This is a genomic window from Streptomyces sp. enrichment culture (assembly GCF_964272895.1).
Taxonomy (GTDB): domain Bacteria; phylum Actinomycetota; class Actinomycetes; order Streptomycetales; family Streptomycetaceae; genus Streptomyces.
In genome coordinates, this window is record NZ_OZ186832.1 from 5611379 (window position 1) to 5629472 (window position 18094).

12 protein-coding genes are annotated in these 18094 nt (G+C 71.3%); 9 read left to right on the forward strand and 3 right to left on the reverse strand.

The window, feature by feature from the left end; genetic code table 11:
• Positions 1 to 110: 110 nt before the first annotated feature.
• Positions 111 to 1604 (forward strand): GTPase HflX, encoded by a 1494-nt coding sequence (gene hflX, locus ACSU6M_RS25380; protein ID WP_437072563.1) that lies wholly within the window; start codon positions 111 to 113, stop codon positions 1602 to 1604.
• A gap of 79 nt (positions 1605 to 1683) precedes the next feature.
• Here the strand turns inward: hflX and ACSU6M_RS25385 are convergent, their stop codons facing one another.
• Complete coding sequence (locus ACSU6M_RS25385; RefSeq protein WP_437072564.1) at positions 1684 to 2904, reverse strand: trypsin-like serine peptidase; 1221 nt, start codon at positions 2902 to 2904, stop codon at positions 1684 to 1686.
• Between the two features lie 382 nt (positions 2905 to 3286).
• On the opposite strand from ACSU6M_RS25385, the gene ACSU6M_RS25390 reads away from it, so the two are divergent.
• The 4 genes from ACSU6M_RS25390 (at position 3287) to ACSU6M_RS25405 (ending at position 10138) form a co-directional block, all read left to right on the forward strand.
• Entirely contained in the window at positions 3287 to 4804 is a 1518-nt protein-coding gene (locus tag ACSU6M_RS25390) for an aminotransferase class III-fold pyridoxal phosphate-dependent enzyme (protein WP_437072566.1), read from the forward strand.
• Positions 4805 to 4927: 123 nt separating this feature from the next.
• Complete coding sequence (locus ACSU6M_RS25395; RefSeq protein WP_437072568.1) at positions 4928 to 6937, forward strand: IucA/IucC family protein; 2010 nt, start codon at positions 4928 to 4930, stop codon at positions 6935 to 6937.
• Positions 6938 to 7020: 83 nt separating this feature from the next.
• Complete coding sequence (locus ACSU6M_RS25400) at positions 7021 to 7830, forward strand: GNAT family N-acetyltransferase (protein ID WP_437072569.1); 810 nt, start codon at positions 7021 to 7023, stop codon at positions 7828 to 7830.
• A 331-nt stretch (positions 7831 to 8161) separates the two neighbouring features.
• On the forward strand, positions 8162 to 10138 hold the full coding sequence (locus ACSU6M_RS25405; RefSeq protein WP_437072570.1) for an ATP-dependent DNA helicase: 1977 nt from the start codon (positions 8162 to 8164) through the stop codon (positions 10136 to 10138).
• A gap of 157 nt (positions 10139 to 10295) precedes the next feature.
• On the opposite strand, the gene lexA is transcribed toward ACSU6M_RS25405, so the two are convergent.
• Positions 10296 to 11075: a transcriptional repressor LexA gene (lexA, locus tag ACSU6M_RS25410; RefSeq protein ID WP_437072571.1), complete on the reverse strand. Its 780-nt coding sequence runs from the start codon at positions 11073 to 11075 to the stop codon at positions 10296 to 10298.
• A 574-nt stretch (positions 11076 to 11649) separates the two neighbouring features.
• On the opposite strand from lexA, the gene nrdR reads away from it, so the two are divergent.
• From nrdR to ACSU6M_RS25430, 4 genes are all read left to right on the forward strand, one after another.
• Positions 11650 to 12207 (forward strand): transcriptional regulator NrdR, encoded by a 558-nt coding sequence (nrdR, locus tag ACSU6M_RS25415; protein WP_437072572.1) that lies wholly within the window; start codon positions 11650 to 11652, stop codon positions 12205 to 12207.
• Positions 12208 to 12373: 166 nt separating this feature from the next.
• Positions 12374 to 15259, forward strand: a complete 2886-nt coding sequence (locus tag ACSU6M_RS25420; protein ID WP_437072574.1) for a vitamin B12-dependent ribonucleotide reductase — start codon at positions 12374 to 12376, stop codon at positions 15257 to 15259.
• Positions 15260 to 15456: 197 nt separating this feature from the next.
• Positions 15457 to 16569 (forward strand): hypothetical protein, encoded by a 1113-nt coding sequence (locus ACSU6M_RS25425; protein WP_437072575.1) that lies wholly within the window; start codon positions 15457 to 15459, stop codon positions 16567 to 16569.
• A 91-nt stretch (positions 16570 to 16660) separates the two neighbouring features.
• Positions 16661 to 17449, forward strand: coding sequence for a DUF2785 domain-containing protein (locus ACSU6M_RS25430; RefSeq protein WP_437072577.1), 789 nt, complete (start codon positions 16661 to 16663; stop codon positions 17447 to 17449).
• Positions 17450 to 17452: 3 nt separating this feature from the next.
• Here the strand turns inward: ACSU6M_RS25430 and ACSU6M_RS25435 are convergent, their stop codons facing one another.
• Positions 17453 to 17986 (reverse strand): TerD family protein, encoded by a 534-nt coding sequence (locus ACSU6M_RS25435; protein WP_437072579.1) that lies wholly within the window; start codon positions 17984 to 17986, stop codon positions 17453 to 17455.
• Between the last annotated feature and the right edge of the window lie 108 nt (positions 17987 to 18094).

Consider the following 18094-nt stretch of genomic DNA (forward strand, 5'->3'; position numbering starts at 1 on the left):
GGGGCGTGCCGTGCGACCATCTTCAGGCGGACACGGCGCGGGCCGGGAATTCACCGGGGTACCCGTACGTTGTGACCAGTGACAAAAACCCCCATCGACGTAAGGATCCAATGACCTCCTCTTCTTCCCCTTCCCAGGACAACAAGCGCCTCGCGCACAGCTACCCCGAAGGTCTTCGGGCCGATGCCCTGATGGAAGAGGACGTCGCCTGGAGCCACGAGATCGACGGAGAGCGGGACGGCGACCAGTTCGACCGCTCCGAGCGCGCGGCTCTGCGCCGCGTCGTGGGCCTCTCCACCGAGCTCGAGGACGTCACCGAGGTCGAGTACCGACAGCTCCGCCTGGAGCGGGTCGTGCTCGTCGGGGTGTGGACCACGGGAACCCTGCAGGACGCGGAGAACTCCCTCGCGGAGCTCGCCGCCCTGGCCGAGACGGCCGGCGCCCTCGTCCTCGACGGTGTCTACCAGCGCCGTGACAAGCCGGACCCGGCCACCTTCATCGGTTCCGGCAAGGCCCTGGAGCTGCGCGACATCGTCATCGAGTCCGGCGCGGACACGGTGATCTGCGACGGTGAGCTCAGCCCCGGCCAGCTCATCGCCCTGGAGGACGTCGTCAAGGTCAAGGTCATCGACCGTACGGCCCTGATCCTCGACATCTTCGCCCAGCACGCCAAGTCCCGAGAGGGCAAGGCGCAGGTCGCGCTCGCGCAGATGCAGTACATGCTGCCGCGGCTGCGCGGCTGGGGTCAGTCGCTGTCCCGGCAGATGGGCGGCGGCAAGGGCGGCGGCCTCGCCACCCGTGGTCCCGGTGAGACCAAGATCGAGACGGACCGGCGGCGGATCCGCGAGAAGATGGCGAAGATGCGCCGGGAGATCGCGGAGATGAAGACCGGCCGCGACATCAAGCGCCAGGAGCGCAAGCGCCACAAGGTGCCGTCCGTGGCCATCGCGGGCTACACCAACGCCGGAAAGTCCTCGCTGCTCAACCGCCTCACGGGCGCCGGTGTCCTGGTCGAGAACGCCCTGTTCGCGACCCTGGACCCGACCGTCCGCCGGGCCGAGACCCCGAGCGGCCGGCTCTACACGCTGGCCGACACGGTCGGTTTCGTCCGGCATCTGCCCCACCACCTGGTCGAGGCGTTCCGCTCCACCATGGAGGAGGTCGGCGAGTCCGACCTGATCCTGCACGTGGTCGACGGTTCGCACCCGAACCCGGAGGAGCAGCTGGCGGCCGTGCGCGAGGTGATCCGGGACGTCGGCGCCACCGACGTACCCGAGATCGTCGTGATCAACAAGGCCGACGCGGCCGATCCGCTCACGCTCCAGCGGCTGATGCGGATCGAGAAGCACTCCATCGCCGTCTCGGCCCGTACCGGCCAGGGCATCGACGAGCTGCTCGCGCTGATCGACAGCGAGCTGCCCCGGCCCTCGGTCGAGATCGAGGCGCTGGTGCCGTACACCCACGGCAAGCTGGTCGCCCGTGCGCACGACGAGGGCGAGGTGATCTCCGAGGAGCACACCGCGGAGGGCACCCTGCTCAAGGTGCGGGTGCACGAGGAACTGGCGGCGGAACTCACGCCGTACGTTCCGGCGACGGTCGCCTGACCGGCGCAGGACGACGACAGACGAAAAGGCCCGCCTCCCCACCAGGGGAGGCGGGCCTTTCGCGTACCGCCCGGCGCCGCTACTGGGCGGCGTACTTCTCGCTCACCTCGTTGAACACACCCTCCGCGACCTCACCGAGGCGCGGGCCGGCCAGCCAGCCGCCGGTGATCGGGCCGATGGAGGTGTTGGACACCAGCGCCGGCTTGCCGTCCGAGCCCTTGGCGACCCAGCCGCCGCCGGAGGAACCGCCGGTCATGGTGCAGCCGATGCGGTACATCGTCGGGTCCTCGGCGGTCAGCGACAGCCGGCCGGGCTTGTCCTCGCACTGGTGCATCGTCTGGCCGTCGAACGGCGCGGCCGCCGGGTAGCCGGTCGCCGTGATGCTGTCCACGTCCGGCACCGCCGGGGCGTCGAAGTCGACGGGAAGCGCCGAACCGACCGTCTCCTCAAGGGACTTGCCGGTGCCGCCCTCCTCCGGCGTCACATGGATGACCGCGAAGTCGTACGAGGCACCGTCACCGCCGGTCGCGCCGCCCTGCTCGATCCACTGGTCGGAGGTCTGCACCCAGTCGCCCCACCAGACGCCGTACGGAGCGACCTGCTCCTTCGTGGCCTTCTCCAGCTCCGCCGCCGACAGACCGGAGTCGTTGTACGACGGCACGAACGCGATGTTGCGGTACCAGCCGCCGCTCTTGCCGGCGTGCACACAGTGGCCCGCCGTCCACACCATGTTGGACTTGCCGGGGTTGGCCGGGTCCTTCACGACCGTCGCCGAGCAGACCATCGTGCCCTGCGGGCCGTCGAAGAAGACCTTGCCCGCCTCGGGCACGCTCTCGTGGTACGGCGTCGAGACGGCCTGCGCCTCCACCGGTTCCGGCGTCGGGTCGGTCACGCCCTGGTCGTCGGAGATGTCGCTCTCGTCGACCTCCTGGTCCGGCTCCTCGGCGTCCCGCATCCGGTCCGGGTCCCACAGGTCCTGGATGATCGGGTTGACGAAGTCCTCGGCCTCGCGCAGCCAGTCGTCCTTGTTCCAGTCCTTCCAGGCGCCGTTGCGCCACTTGTCTATGTCGATCCCGTGCTCCTTCAGACGCTCCTTGAGGTCGTCCGGAAGCTTGATCTTGTCGTCGCCCGCCACGGCACTGGCCGACGGGTCGCCGTTCGCCGCCTCGTCGCCCGACTCGCAGGCGGTGGCGGTCAGCGTGAGCGCCGACACCAGCGCGACGGCGGCCAGAGCGGGGGAGGGCCCGCGCCGTGCGCTCCTCCCCTTGCGAGCGGTGAACGACGGCCGGATGGATCGCATGTGCTGACTCCCCCTGGTGTGGACGAACGTGGCGCAGCAGTCAGGACGCCGCGCATGCACGGCGTCCTGGAACGGCACCCCACACTATGCGGTCGCTGTGGGGGACTTCCGACGGAACGGCAACGGTTCGGATACAAGGCGTGTGACCTGGGCGGCTGTTGGGGCCGGGCCGTCTTCGGGGGAGGGCCGGCAGGCGGGCGGGGACGGGGATCTCGGGCCAACCCGTAACCCGTCCGCCGGTGTGCGGTTGGTAGCGGTGGGCGGGCGATTCGAACGGTGCCGGGGGAGCAGAACCAACGACCCCATGACCGCGCATCGGCGAGCCCGCCCCTGAACTCGGCCCACCCACAGGCGAGTACGAGTACCGGGTGGGGCGGGTGCCATGGAGCCAGGGGTGCCACACCGGGCGGCGGCCGGGGAGCGCGAGCGGACGTCTCGGCTCCGGACAGCGGGAGGACGGAGAACCGTGACCGTGACCGAGGAGACTCCGCGCAGCCGGACGGCGCGCGAATCGGCGGCGCGCACCTACGCGCACGCGCTGCCGATCGTCCCCGTACGCGCACGCGGACTGACCATCGAGGGCGCCGACGGCCGCCGCTACCTGGACTGCCTCTCGGGCTCCGGCACACTGCCCCTCGGCCACAACCATCCCGTCGTCCTCGAAGCCATCCGCCGGGTGCTCGACTCGGGCGCACCCCTGCAGGTCCCCGACCTGAGCACCCCGGTCGAGGAGGACTTCGTCGCCGAACTCCTGCGCACCCTGCCACCGGGCCTCGCCGACCACGCCCGCGTGCGGTTCTGCGGCCCCTCCAGGGCGAGCGCCTTGGCGGACGCCCACCGACTCGTGCGCGCGGCGACCGGTGGCGCCGAACTGCTCAACCTCGGCCCTACGCGGACCGGTGCCGCGTCGGCGCGGACGGGACCGGCGGACATGGCAGCGCATGACCCGGAAATGGCCTCCCGCTGGCCGCGGACGAGCCACCCGGCCGGGGTGATCGTCCCCTCCGTCCTGGACGACGACCGGGTCACCCCGACCCCCGACACCTGGACACGACACGTCCGCCGGCTCACCACTGCTCATGCCGTGCCCCTGATCGCCGACGAGACCGAGACCGGAGTCGGCCGCACCGGCACCTTCTGGGGCGTCGAGCACAGCGGCATCACCCCCGATGTGATGGTCCTGTCCAAGGCCATCGGCGGCAGCCTGCCCCTCTCCCTGGTCGTCCACCACACCGACCTCCACCCCGGCGCCCCCACAAGCACCGTTCGCGGCAACCAACTGGCGATGGCCGCCGGCAGGGCCACCCTCGCCTACGTCCGCGAGAACCACCTGGCCGAACGCGCGGCCACGCTGGGCCGACGGCTCCTGACTCAACTGGGCGAGGTCGCCCGGCACTTCCCGTTCATCGGTGACGTCCGGGGGCGGGGACTGCTGTTGGGGATCGGGTTCGTCGCGGTGGGTGCGGGGGCCGGAGCGAGGGATGAGGCGGGGGCGGGTGATGTGCCGGGGAGCGGGACGGGGACGGAGGTGAGGACGGGGGCGAAGGCGAGTACGGGGACGGAGGTGAGGACGGGGACGATGGCGAGTACGGGGGTGGAGGCGGGTACGGGGGCGAGGGCGGGTAAGGGGGCGAGGGATGTGCCTTGGACGGCAGCCGGGCCGGACGCCTCCGACCCCCGTCCTCCGGCCCAGCCCCTCCGCACCGCCGCCTCCGAACTCGCCGCCTCCGTTCAGCGCGAGTGTCTGCGCCGAGGTCTGATCGTCGGTCTCACCGGCAGCGACCTGAGCATCGTCCGACTGCTCCCGCCTCTCACCATCAGCGACGAGCAGGCAGCGGCCGTCATCGACCGGCTCTCCGACGCGGTGGAGGCGGCGGCCGGCGCCCACGCGCCGGCGTAACCCCGCTGCGCACCGGACGTCGTGCCCCCACCCCACCCAGGCATCCCCTCCGAGGTACCTCCGTGAACACCACACCCACCCCAGACTGCGCCTCCCGCCCCGCAACGCCGACCCCCCCCCCCTTTGGCGCCCACCCCCACCCCCTCAACGGCGCCTTCCACCGCCGAGCCCCCTCCCGCCCCGCAAGCCCCGACCGTCCCACGCCAGAACAGCCGGCCCCCCGAGACCACGACCCCGCGCCCCACGGCCCATGGCCGCCCCGATCCCCTGGAGCACCCCGACCCCCACGTCGCCGCCGAGGCCGCCGCCACCGAGAACCTCCTCCGCTGCTGGGTCCGCGAGGCTCGCCTCCCCGCACCGACGGACGACGTACTCCGCATCCCCCTCCCCGCCAGCGGCATCACCCTGCTGGCACCCGTGCTCTACTGGTCGCCGACCGGCTGGCACCGCTTCGGCCCACCGTGCCTCGCCGACGCCGACGCCGACGCCGACGCCGACGCCGACGCCGACGCAGGTGCCCCCGCCGACGCCGGCGCCCCTGACCGCGCCCCCACCCCCACCCCCACGGTCGACGCAGTCACCCTCGCCGCCCTCCTCGCCCGAGAGACCCACCGCACCCTCGGCACAACCGAACCGCCCCACGGATCGACGGTCGGCGAAGCCACCGACCTGGTCGCCCGCGTCGCCGACTCCGTCCGCCGAACCGCCACCTTCATCAGCGACCGCCGCGCACGCCCCACCGACGGCCCCGACCTCTTCCTCGCAGCCGAGCAGGCGCTTGTGCTGGGCCACCCCCTGCACCCCACCCCCAAGAGCCGCGAGGGACTCACGGAGTCCGAGGCGCACCTGTACTCACCGGAGTTGCGCGGCTCCTTCCGCCTCCACTGGATCGCCGTGTCCCCGTATCTCCTGGCCTCCGACTCGGCGTGGACGGAACGCGGCCGACCCGTCCCCGCCGCACAGCTCACCACCCGTCTCGCCGGCCCGGAACTGCCCCTGCCCGACGGTCATGCCGCACTCCCCCTGCACCCCTGGCAGATGCGGGAGATCCGCAACCGCCCGGCCGTCACGCCCCTGTTCGACGCCGGCCTCCTCACGGACCTCGGCCCGCACGGCGACCCATGGCAACCCACCTCCTCCGTTCGAACCGTTCACCGCACGGCCGCTCCAGCCATGCTCAAGCTGTCGCTGGCCCTGCGGATCACCAACTCCCGCCGGGAGAACCTGCGCAAGGAACTCCACCGGGGCGTCGAGGTCCACCGCCTGCTCCGCAGCGGCCTCGCCCGTCGATGGCAGGCAGTCCACCCCCACTTCGACATCGTCCGCGACCCGGCCTGGCTCGCCGTGGACGGGCCGGACGGCAACCCCGTGCCCGGTCTCGACGTGGTGATCCGCCACAACCCCTTCACCCCGTCGGACGACGTGACATGCGTCGCCGGACTGGTCGCTCCCCGCCCTTGGACGCGGACCCGCGCCGAGGACGGCGGGCCGGGGGCAGGTAACCCGGCCGCGGCCCGGTCGCGGCTCGCCGAGTTGGTCACCCGCCTCGCCGCCCGCACCGGCCGCCCCCGCGCCGCGGTCGCCGCCGAGTGGTTCCTGCGCTACCTCGAACAGGTCGTCCGGCCGGTCCTCTGGCTGGACGCAGAGGCGGGGATCGCGCTGGAGGCCCACCAGCAGAACACGCTGCTCCTGCTGGACGCCGACGGCTGGCCCGCGGGCGGCCGCTACCGCGACAACCAGGGCTACTACTTCCGCGAGTCCCGTCGCGACGAGCTCGACGCCCAGCTCCCCGGCATCGGTCAGCACAGCGACACCTTCGTCTCCGACGACGTCACCGACGAGCGCTTCGCCTACTACCTCGCCATCAACCAGGTGCTCGGTCTCGTGGGCGCGTTCGGATCGCAGCGGCTCGCGGACGAACGGCTGCTGCTCGCCGCGTTCCGCCGCTTCCTGGAGAACGTCGCCACCGGACCTGCCAGGCTGCGCACCTCCCTGCCGGCCCGGCTGCTCGACTCACCCGTGCTGCGCTGCAAGGGCAACCTGCTCACCCGGCTGCACGGCCTCGACGAGCTCGTCGGCCCGGTGGACACCCAGTCGGTCTACGTCACCATCGCCAACCCCCTTCGCTCCTGAGGTCTCCGTCGCCCACTGCCGCCATCAACTCCCTCCGCTTCTGAGGAACATGCCTCGCCCCACCTCCTGAGAGGAGCGTCGTCGTGCCTCCCACCGACCCGGGCGCCGACCCCGGCCCCACCTCCGTCACCGGCTTCGCCCCGAGGCCCGGCCCGGTCCTCGGGGAGGACGTCGAGGACACGCTGGACCTGCGCCTGCCCGACGGCTTCCTTGAGGGCGTCCAGGAGAACACCGGGTCGGGGGGTGTCCCCGAGGACAGGGCCGAGCCGGAGCGGGGCGTGGCCTGTTCCGTGCCGGACAGGCCGGACAGGCCGGACAGGGGAGACCTGCTGGACGGGGTCGCTGCGTGGGGTCCCACGCACACCCCGGCGGGCGTGTTCCAGCTGGTTCCTGTGCACTTGGAGCACGACCTGCCGCTCATCGTCCGCTGGATGAACGACCCGGCCGTCGCCGCCTTCTGGGAGTTGGCCGGCCCTCCGCAGGTGACCGAGGCACACCTGCGGGCCCAACTCGCCGGGGACGGACGCAGCGTGCCCTGTCTCGGCCTGCTGGACGGCAGCCCGATGAGCTACTGGGAGATCTACCGGGCGGACCTCGACCCGTTGGCCCGCCACTACCCCGCCCGACCGCACGACACCGGCATCCACCTCCTCATCGGCGGTGTCGCCGACCGCGGGCGAGGGCTCGGCAGCACGCTCCTCAGATCTGTCGCCGACCACGCCCTGGACAGCCGGCCCGCCTGCGCACGTGTCATCGCAGAACCCGACCTTCGCAACACCCCCTCCGTCGCCGCCTTCCTCACCGCAGGCTTCCGGTTCTCCGCCGAGGTCGACCTTCCCGGGAAACGGGCCGCCCTGATGGTCCGAGACCGCCACCTGCGTCACGTGCTGTAGCCGTGCGCCACAGCGTCGTCACTTTTGGTACACCGGCGGGGCCGAAGCGGTTCCCACCTCGCCGAGAAAAATCTCGACCACGCCGTCGCCACGACCCACCACCCCTGCCGACCCCCACCCACCCCAGCAGGCCGCCGACCCCCTCCACCCCGTCCCAGCCCGCGCCAGTCCCCCCTCCACCCACCCCACCCCAGCCCGCCTCCCCCTCGTCCCAGCCCCGCCCCGACCCACGCCACCCCCTCACCCACAAGAGACCCACAACCGTGATCCCACCCCCCTCACCCCCCACGATCACCCGTTTGTCAGTGCCGAGCCGTAGGGTGGTCGCGCTATGACGAAGCCCTCTCTCCCCGAACTCCTGCACGCCGCCGTCGCCGCCGTCGGTGGCACGGAGCGTCCCGGCCAGGTGGCCATGGCCGAAGCCGTCGCGGAAGCGATCGACGACGGCACGCATCTGCTCGTCCAGGCCGGCACCGGCACCGGAAAGTCGCTGGGCTACCTCGTGCCCGCGCTCGCGCACGGGGAGCGAGTCGTCGTCGCGACCGCCACGCTGGCCCTGCAGCGCCAGCTCGTGGAACGGGACCTGCCGCGCACGGTCGACGCGCTGCACCCGCTGCTGCGCCGCCGCCCCGAGTTCGCGATGCTCAAGGGCCGGTCGAACTACCTGTGCCTGCACCGGCTGCACGAGGGCATGCCGCAGGACGAGGAGGAGGGCCTTTTCGACCAGTTCGAGGCGGCCGCGCCCACCAGCAAGCTGGGCCAGGACCTGCTGCGGCTGCGCGACTGGTCGGACGAGACCGAGTCCGGCGACCGCGACGATCTGACGCCGGGTGTGTCGGACCGGGCGTGGGCCCAGGTGTCGGTCTCCTCGCGGGAATGCCTCGGCGCCACGAAATGCGCCTACGGCGCCGAGTGCTTCGCCGAGATGGCCCGCGAGCGCGCCAAGCTCGCGGAGGTCGTCGTCACCAACCACGCCCTGCTGGCCATCGACGCCATCGAGGGCGCTCCGGTCCTGCCCCAGCACGAGGTGCTGATCGTCGACGAGGCGCACGAGCTGGTCTCGCGCGTCACCGGCGTCGCGACCGGTGAGCTGACCCCCGGCCAGGTCAACCGCGCGGTGCGCCGCGCCGCGAAGCTGGTCAACGAGAAGGCCGCCGACCAGCTCCAGACGGCCGCGGAGGGCTTCGAGCGGCTGATGGAGCTGGCCCTGCCCGGACGTCTCGAGGAGATCCCGGAGGACCTCGGCTACGCGCTGATGGCGCTGCGTGACGCCTGCCGCACGGTGATCTCGGCGATGGGCGCGACGCGCGACAAGTCGGTCCAGGACGAGGACGCGGTCCGCAAGCAGGCGCTGGCCTCCGTGGAGAGCGTGCACGACGTCGCCGAGCGGATCACCAACGGCTCGGAGTGGGACGTCGTCTGGTACGAGCGGCACGACCGCTTCGGCGCCTCCCTGCGTGTGGCGCCGATGTCGGTCTCCGGTCTGCTGCGGGAGAAGCTGTTCACCGACCGCTCGGTGATCCTCGCCTCCGCCACGCTGAAGCTCGGCGGCGACTTCAACGGCGTAGGAGCCTCGCTCGGGCTCGCCCCCGAGGGCACCGAGGGCGAGGACGTGCCGCGGTGGAAGGGCGTCGACGTGGGCTCGCCGTTCGACTACCGCAAGCAGGGCATCCTGTACGTCGCCAAGCATCTGTCGCGCCCCGCGCGGGACGGCGAGCGCGGGGACATGCTCGACGAGCTGACGGAGCTGATCCAGGCGGCCGGTGGCCGCACACTGGGCCTGTTCTCCTCCATGCGGGCCGCCCAGCTGGCGGCCGAGGAGCTGCGCACCCGCATCCCGGAGTTCCCGATCCTGCTCCAGGGCGAGGAGACGCTGGGCGAACTGATCAAGAACTTCTCGGCCGACCCCAAGACCTGTCTGTTCGGCACGCTGTCGCTGTGGCAGGGCGTGGACGTGCCCGGCCCGAGCTGTCAGCTGGTGGTCATGGACAAGATCCCGTTCCCGCGTCCGGACGATCCGCTGATGAGCGCCCGCCAGAAGGCGGTGGAGGAAGCCGGTGGCAACGGCTTCATGGCGGTCGCCGCGACGCACGCGGCCCTGCTGATGGCCCAGGGCGCGGGTCGCCTCGTACGGGCCACGGGGGACCGGGGCGTGGTCGCCGTACTCGACCAGCGGCTGGCCACGGCGCGCTACGGCAGCTATCTGAAGGCGTCACTGCCCGACTTCTGGTACACGACGGACCGTAACCAGGTACGGAAGTCGCTGGCGGCCATCGACGCCGTGGCCAAGCAGGCGGAGGAGCGGTGATCGGGCGTTAGCCTGTCCCGGCGCCGGGACAGGCTAACGCCCGATCGGTGTGCGCCGGTCACCGGGGTGCGGACAGCACAGGGCCCCGGAACCGGCGCAGGGGTTCCGGGGCCCGGTCAGGGAGGCGGGTTGTCGGCGGGCCCGCCGGCCGGAGGGCTCAGACGCGGCGGAGGACGGCCACCACCTTGCCGAGGATGGTCGCGTCGTCACCGGGGATGGGCTCGTAGGCGGAGTTGTGGGGCAGCAGCCAGACGTGGCCGTCCTCGCGCTTGAAGCGCTTGACCGTGGCCTCGCCGTCGAGCATCGCGGCCACGATGTCGCCGTTCTCGGCGACGGGCTGGCGGCGGACCGTGACCCAGTCGCCGTCGCAGATCGCGGCCTCGATCATGGAGTCGCCGACGACCTTCAGGACGAACAGCTCACCGTCACCGACCAGCTGTCGCGGCAGGGGGAAGACGTCCTCGACGGACTCCTCGGCGAGGATCGGGCCACCGGCGGCGATCCGGCCGACGAGCGGCACATAGGACGCGGCGGGCTTGCCGGCGGTGTCCGTGGGCTGCACCGTGGCGGCCTGGTCGGAGCCGCGCACCTCGTACGCGCGCGGGCGGTGCGGGTCGCGGCGCAGGAAGCCCTTGCGCTCCAGGGCCATGAGCTGGTGCGCCACCGAGGAGGTGCTGGACAGGCCGACCGCCTGGCCGATCTCACGCATGGACGGCGGGTAGCCGCGGCGCTGTACGGAGTCCCTGATGACCTCGATCACCCGGCGCTGCCGGTCGGTGAGCCCCGAGCTGTCCGCCCGGATGCCTGGAGGTCGGCCCGGCAGGGAGCGCTTGTGCCCCTCGGGATTCATGGCTTCGTTCATCGCATGCACCGGCTCGAGTCGGCCCGGGGAGCGGTCCTGGGCGGTGATGGTGGCGCTGTCTGTGGTGGTGGTCACGTCGGCCCCTCTCGATTGTCTCCCTGCCCGGACAACGGTAGTTGCTTTCGAAAGGTTGCGCCAAACACACGTTCGAGTGAAAAACCGCGAATCGCCTGACGTGATCACGTGTCCGGGTGTATGGCTGACGTGGTCTTCAACGGGCAAAACGGTGTATTGCTGTACTCTTCACCGCTGAGGTCCGCCGCGCGTCACCGCTGAGCTCCGCCGCGCGGATGCCCAGTCTGCCATCCGTCGTCGCGGCGGCCGGCCGCCGGGCCTCTCCCTGTGCGGGAGTCTCACACGACCTCCCTGCGGCGCCCACGGTATCCCTCGCACCGCCCCCTCGGGCGTGGCGGCACGCCCGGACCGTGCTCCTCGGGGCCCGCGCCGCTGCCGACGGGCCGCGACACGCGGTTCGGCGTGCGTGTATGAGCCAATCCCCACATCTAGTGGTTGGATTGCGGCAGCAGCCCAGAAGTTGTGGTCCCCCGGGTCTTCGGGCCCCGAGGCATCGCCTATGCTGGTGGCTGCTTCGAGGGGCCCAAGGGGCTCCTGAGGCTATTGAGTCTGCTGTGAGGAGGGTTGGGAGTTCATGCACTGCCCCTTCTGCAGGCACCCCGACAGCCGCGTCGTCGACAGTCGTACGACCGACGACGGCACGTCGATCCGCAGGCGCCGCCAGTGCCCTGACTGCTCCCGTCGCTTCACGACCGTGGAGACGTGCTCGCTCATGGTGGTGAAGCGGTCCGGAGTCACCGAGCCCTTCAGCCGCACCAAGGTCATCAACGGCGTGCGCAAGGCATGCCAGGGACGGCCCGTCACCGAGGACGCGCTCGCCCAGCTCGGCCAGCGGGTCGAGGAGGCGGTGCGGGCCACCGGAAGCGCCGAGCTGACCACCCACGACGTGGGGCTGGCCATACTCGGTCCGCTTCAGGAGCTCGACCTCGTCGCCTACCTGCGGTTCGCCTCGGTCTACCGGGCGTTCGACTCGCTGGAGGACTTCGAGGCGGCCATCGCGGAGCTGAGGCAGACGACCGGCCCCGCCGCGGACGAAGAGGACCGCGAGGACGTCGTCGCGGGGAGCCAGGAAGACCAGCGCGGGAACGGGGAGACCGTCCAGGTCCCCGAGCCCGCGGGTGCCGCCGACTGACCGGCGGGCCGGACCGGACGCGGCAGTCCGGACCGGCCGGGTCGCGGCGGCCAGGAGAAGACCTGTTGCGGGCGGCACGCGGGTGCCCGCAGCACCAGACAGAACACCGTGCCACGGGAACATTCGGGGCACTTCAGGGCGTTTACGCCCGTACCAGGGAGGCGGCATGACAGAGACGGCGAGCGGTCCGGCACGAGGTTCCCGAGCGAAGGGCGCCAAGGCCACCAAGGGACTGCGTATCGAGCGCATCCACACCACCCCCGGCGTGCACCCGTACGACGAGGTCCAGTGGGAGCGCCGTGACGTCGTCATGACCAACTGGCGCGACGGCTCGGTCAATTTCGAGCAGCGTGGCGTCGAGTTCCCCGACTTCTGGTCGGTGAACGCGGTCAACATCGTCACCAGCAAGTACTTCCGAGGTGCCGTCGGCACCCCGCAGCGCGAGACCAGCCTCAAGCAGCTGATCGACCGCATCGTGAAGACGTACCGGAAGGCCGGTGAGGACTACAAGTACTTCTCCTCGCCCGCCGACGCCGAGATCTTCGAGCACGAGCTGGCCTACGCCCTCCTGCACCAGATCTTCAGCTTCAACAGCCCCGTCTGGTTCAACGTCGGCACGCCCCAGCCCCAGCAGGTCTCCGCCTGCTTCATCCTGTCCGTCGACGACTCCATGGAGTCGATCCTCGACTGGTACAAGGAAGAGGGCATGATCTTCAAGGGCGGCTCCGGCGCCGGCCTGAACCTCTCCCGCATCCGCTCCTCCAAGGAGCTGCTGTCCTCCGGCGGCAACGCCTCCGGTCCCGTCTCCTTCATGCGCGGCGCGGACGCCTCCGCAGGAACGATCAAGTCCGGCGGCGCCACCCGCCGCGCCGCCAAGATGGTCATCCTCGACGTCGACCACCCCGACATCGAGGACTTCATCGAGACCAAGGTCAAGGAAGAGGAGAAGATCCGCGCCCTGCGCGACGCGGGCTTCGACATGGACCTGGGCGGCGACGACATCACGTCCGTCCAGTACCAGAACGCCAACAACTCGGTCCGCGTGAACGACGAGTTCATGAAGGCGGTCGAGTCGGGCGGCAAGTTCGGCCTGCGCGCCCGTATGACCGGCGAGGTCATCGAGGAGGTCGACGCCAAGGCGCTCTTCCGCAAGATGGCCGAGGCCGCCTGGGCCTGCGCCGACCCGGGCATCCAGTACGACGACACGATCAACCACTGGCACACCTGCCCGGAGTCCGGCCGGATCAACGGCTCGAACCCCTGCAGCGAGTACATGCACCTGGACAACACGTCCTGCAACCTCGCCTCGCTGAACCTGATGAAGTTCCTCAAGGACGACGGCAAGGGCCACCAGTCCTTCGAGGCCGAGCGCTTCGCCAAGGTCGTCGAGCTGGTCATCACGGCGATGGACATCTCCATCTGCTTCGCGGACTTCCCAACCCAGAAGATCGGCGAGAACACCCGCGCGTTCCGCCAGCTCGGCATCGGCTACGCCAACCTCGGCGCCCTGCTGATGGCGACCGGCCACGCCTACGACTCCGACGGCGGCCGCGCCCTCGCCGGTGCCGTCACCTCGCTGATGACCGGTACGGCCTACCGCCGCTCCGCCGAGCTCGCCGCGGTCGTCGGACCGTACGACGGCTACGCCCGCAACGCCGACGCCCACAACCGCGTCATGAAGCAGCACGCCGACGCCAACGACAAGGCCGTCCGCATGGACGACCTGGACACCCCGGTCTGGGCCGCCGCCACGGAAGCCTGGAACGACGTCCTGCGCCTCGGCGAGAAGAACGGTTTCCGTAACTCCCAGGCGTCCGTCATCGCCCCGACCGGCACCATCGGTCTGGCCATGTCCTGCGACACCACCGGCCTTGAGCCCGACCTCGCCCTGGTCAAGTTCAAGAAGCTGGTCGGCGGCGGCTCGATGCAGATCGTCAACGGCACCGTTCCGCAGGCCCTGCGCCGCCTGGGCTACCAGGAGGAGCAGATCGAGGCGATCGTCGCCCACATCGCCGAGCACGGCAACGTGGTCGACGCCCCCGGCCTCAAGCACGAGCACTACGAGGTGTTCGACTGCGCCATGGGCGAGCGCGCCATCTCCCCGATGGGCCACGTCCGCATGATGGCCGCGATCCAGCCGTGGATCTCCGGCGCCCTGTCCAAGACGGTCAACATGCCGGAGACGGCGACCGTCGAGGAGGTCGAGGAGATCTACTTCGAGGCATGGAAGATGGGCATCAAGGCCCTCGCCATCTACCGCGACAACTGCAAGGTCGGCCAGCCCCTCTCCGCGAAGACCAAGGAGAAGGAGAAGACCGAGGAGAAGGCGGTCGAGCCGGCCAAGGTCGAGAAGGTCGTCGAGTACCGCCCGGTCCGCAAGCGCCTCCCGAAGGGACGTCCCGGCATCACCACGTCCTTCACCGTCGGCGGCGCCGAGGGCTACATGACCGCCAACTCCTACCCGGACGACGGTCTCGGCGAGGTCTTCCTGAAGATGTCCAAGCAGGGCTCGACCCTCGCGGGCATGATGGACGCCTTCTCCATCGCGGTCTCCGTCGGCCTCCAGTACGGCGTTCCGCTGGAGACCTACGTCTCGAAGTTCACCAACATGCGCTTCGAGCCGGCCGGCATGACCGACGACCCGGACGTGCGGATGGCGCAGTCGATCGTCGATTACATCTTCCGCCGCCTGGCGCTGGACTTCCTGCCCTTCGAGACCCGCTCCGCGCTCGGCATCCACTCCGCCGAGGAGCGCCAGCGCCACCTGGAGACCGGCTCCTACGAGCCGCTGGACGACGAGGACGTCGACGTCGAGGGCCTTGCCCAGTCGGCGCCGCGCGCCCAGGAGCTCAAGGCCGTCGCCACGCCCAAGGCCGAGACCGAGGCGGCCAAGCCCGCCCCGAAGCAGGCCCACACCAGCGCCGAGCTGGTGGAGATGCAGCTGGGCATCCAGGCCGACGCCCCGCTGTGCTTCTCCTGCGGCACTAAGATGCAGCGCGCCGGCTCCTGCTACATCTGCGAGGGCTGCGGCTCGACCAGCGGCTGCAGCTGAGACGGGACGGGATCGCGTCGGACACGGCGTCCGACGTAGTCCGCACACCTAGCTGACCAGCAGCTCACGAAGGGGACCGGCTCCGAGCCGGTCCCCTTCGTCGTGCCGCTGCCCGCCGCCGGGTCGAGGGCTTGCGGTCACCTCCCGCGTGGGATGCTCCGACCCATGATCAAGAGAATCGAGTCCACCGTCCGCCGATGAGCGAGACGCCCGGGACCCCACGGCCCGGCTCACCGACAACGCTGTTCGACCACGCGCTCCGGCTGCACCGGCTCACCCCGGACAAGCCCCTTCCGCGCAACGGGGAACCGTATCCCGACGACGACTCGCACCGTCGCCGTCGGCGACGCCCGAAGCCGCCCGAGGACCGGCACTCGGCCGGCAAGGACGTGGCGCTCCTCCTGGACGCGCATTTCGCGCGGCCCTCCGCCCTCCCCGGTGAACTGGCCGACGCCTTTCACGACGTCCGCATCCCCCTTCACCCCGACGAGCACATCGCCGCCGCGGCTCGGCGGGCGGACGGAGAACGCGTTCGCCGGACGGGTCGCTGGCTCGTCCGGCACGGGACCGATCGATGCTCGGTCACGGTGGGGGTCGCCCTGCTCGCTGTCGTGGGAACGCCCGACGACATCCCGTTGCTTCAGACGATCGGACTGCTCTCGCACCGCTTCGGACCCTTGGTGGCGCACACTCTCCAGAGGCAGCCCGCAGGAGCCGAGGCCCTGCTGTGGCTCGCCGAGCGCGTCACCGGCTGGGGACGCGTCTACGTCGTGGAAACCCTCTGCCGACTGGACGACCCGCCGATCCGGCCATGGCTGCTGCGCCGAGCCTGTGACGGCGACCTCCTCAACGGCTACTTCGCCGGCACGGTCGCCACGGTCGCCGAACTCCATGAGGCGCTCGCAGACCTCGGCACGGACAGCGAGATGGTCGACCACGTCGGTCGGCTCCTGCACCTGATGAGCGACTGCGACGGTATGGGGCTCACCCTCGCTCGCTACCCCCATGCGCCGGCGGTCCTGGAAGCTCACGCCCGCCATACCGGCGCGCTCCCCCCGACAATCGGGCGGTACTTCACGAACGCACTGCTCGCCGAACACCTGACCGCACGGCCACCCGAGGCCGCCGGGTGCACGGCGGAGCAGCAGCAGGCGCTCCGGGCGACGTACCTCTCGGTGCTCGACCGGGAGGAGTGGACCCGGACGGCACGTGCCGGTCTGGCCGCCGAGGACGACCGCATGCGGTGGCTCGCGGACCACCGGGCGCCGCAGCTGCGCCTGCGTGCGTTCCCCGACCGACGGCCGGACTGAGAGGGGCGCCGGCTTGCGGGACGGCCACGCGCGTGTGTGTGCCTCTCGTGGGTCAACGCGCGCGTGGGCGCGTTCGCCGTAGTCTCCGCGCATGCCTTCCTCACTGCGGTACGACGGTGACATCCGCGCGCTCACCGGCGCACCCCGCGCCGCCGCTCTTTTGACGCTCGTCGAGGACCTGCGGGCGCAGGACCCCCGGATCCGCGACGACGGCGCCTATGCGGCCGCCGCGCGCTGGATACCCGTACTCACGGACGACGAGCGGGGGGAGCTCGGGGAGCGGGTGACTGGGCACTTCGGCCATCCTGAAGTGCAGGCGCGTTCCTTCGCGCCGCTGGTGCTGGCGCGGATCGCCGAGACCGGCGGCTGGCGGGAGGAGTGGTGGCGTCCCTTCGCGGACTGGTACCCGGCCGAGCGGGACCTGCGCGGCCATGACGCCGAGCTGGGCTGGCTGCACGCGGCCGCGCACGGCGCCGACCTGCTGGCGGCGCTGGCCCGGCAGCCGGGGCAGGATCCCGCGCGGCTCGCCGACCTCGCGGTCGCGCGGTTGCTGGCACCCACGGAGCACGTCTTCGACGCCCAGGAGGACGACCGGCTGGCCTATGCCCTGGCGCAGGTCCTGAGCCACCCCGGCCTCGACGCGGAGACGTCCACCGCATGGCTCGGCCCGGTGGAACGGGCCTTCCGGACCGGCGCGCCGGGGCCGGTGCCGGCCTGGGCCTCCAACACCATGCGCACCCTGCGGATGCTGTACCTCCTCGCCGACCGCGGCGTGCGGACCCGTCACACCGACGAGCCACCGCGCACGCTCACCCACCGGGAGGCCGTCCTGGAGGGCCTTGCGGGGACCCTCGCCGTCGTGGCGCCGTACGCGGGATGAGGATCAGGGGCGGCCGGCCGCCCCCATGGTCCGCTCGAAGGTCGCCGGGTCGTCCTCGAAGCCGCGCACGCCGGGCTGGAAGTCCCAGTTGCCGGCCTCGTCGCGGACGAACTCCGCGACCGTCGCGGCGGTCGACTGCGCGACGGCGGCGAAGTCGTCCTGGGCGAGGTCCGTGTACCCCTCCCGGATCCGCAGGCCCGGATTGGCGACGCTCACGAACGTCCGCCGCGCCGGGCGCTGCTGGACGACGACACCGACCACCACGCGCGCGTAGCGGGCGTCCAGCCGGTCCAGCTCCAGGATCATGACCTCGTCCCAGCCGAAGCCCTTGCCGTCCTTGCTGTCCCGGTTGAGGTGGATGGTGCCGTCGGGGGAGCGGCTGTCGAAGTGCACGACGTAGGCGGGTTCGCCGTAGGGCGCGTCGCGCAGATAGGTCGCGGCCACGAGGTCCAGGTCCGTGGGCGGCTGCCCCGCCGGGCTCGGATCCCACTTCAGGGCCACCTCGACCTTGTGGATGCCCTTGATGAGGTCGTTCACCAGACTCCCCTTCCCCCTGCGTCCGTGGGCCAACTGTCATGCGTCTGAGGCCGGTTGCCATCCTGCCACGCGCGCGCGTGCCGATGCCGGGCGCCCGTCTGTCCGACG

Excerpts from the sequence above, each read along its gene's own strand:
- hflX (WP_437072563.1), top strand. The coding sequence starts at position 111 with ATGACCTCCTCTTCTTCCCCTTCCCAGGACAACAAGCGCCTCGCGCAC.
- ACSU6M_RS25385 (WP_437072564.1), bottom strand. The coding sequence starts at position 2,904 with ATGCGATCCATCCGGCCGTCGTTCACCGCTCGCAAGGGGAGGAGCGCA.
- ACSU6M_RS25390 (WP_437072566.1), top strand. The coding sequence starts at position 3,287 with ATGGAGCCAGGGGTGCCACACCGGGCGGCGGCCGGGGAGCGCGAGCGG.
- ACSU6M_RS25405 (WP_437072570.1), top strand. The coding sequence starts at position 8,162 with ATGACGAAGCCCTCTCTCCCCGAACTCCTGCACGCCGCCGTCGCCGCC.
- nrdR (WP_437072572.1), top strand. The coding sequence starts at position 11,650 with ATGCACTGCCCCTTCTGCAGGCACCCCGACAGCCGCGTCGTCGACAGT.
- ACSU6M_RS25420 (WP_437072574.1), top strand. The coding sequence starts at position 12,374 with ATGACAGAGACGGCGAGCGGTCCGGCACGAGGTTCCCGAGCGAAGGGC.
- ACSU6M_RS25425 (WP_437072575.1), top strand. The coding sequence starts at position 15,457 with ATGAGCGAGACGCCCGGGACCCCACGGCCCGGCTCACCGACAACGCTG.
- ACSU6M_RS25430 (WP_437072577.1), top strand. The coding sequence starts at position 16,661 with ATGCCTTCCTCACTGCGGTACGACGGTGACATCCGCGCGCTCACCGGC.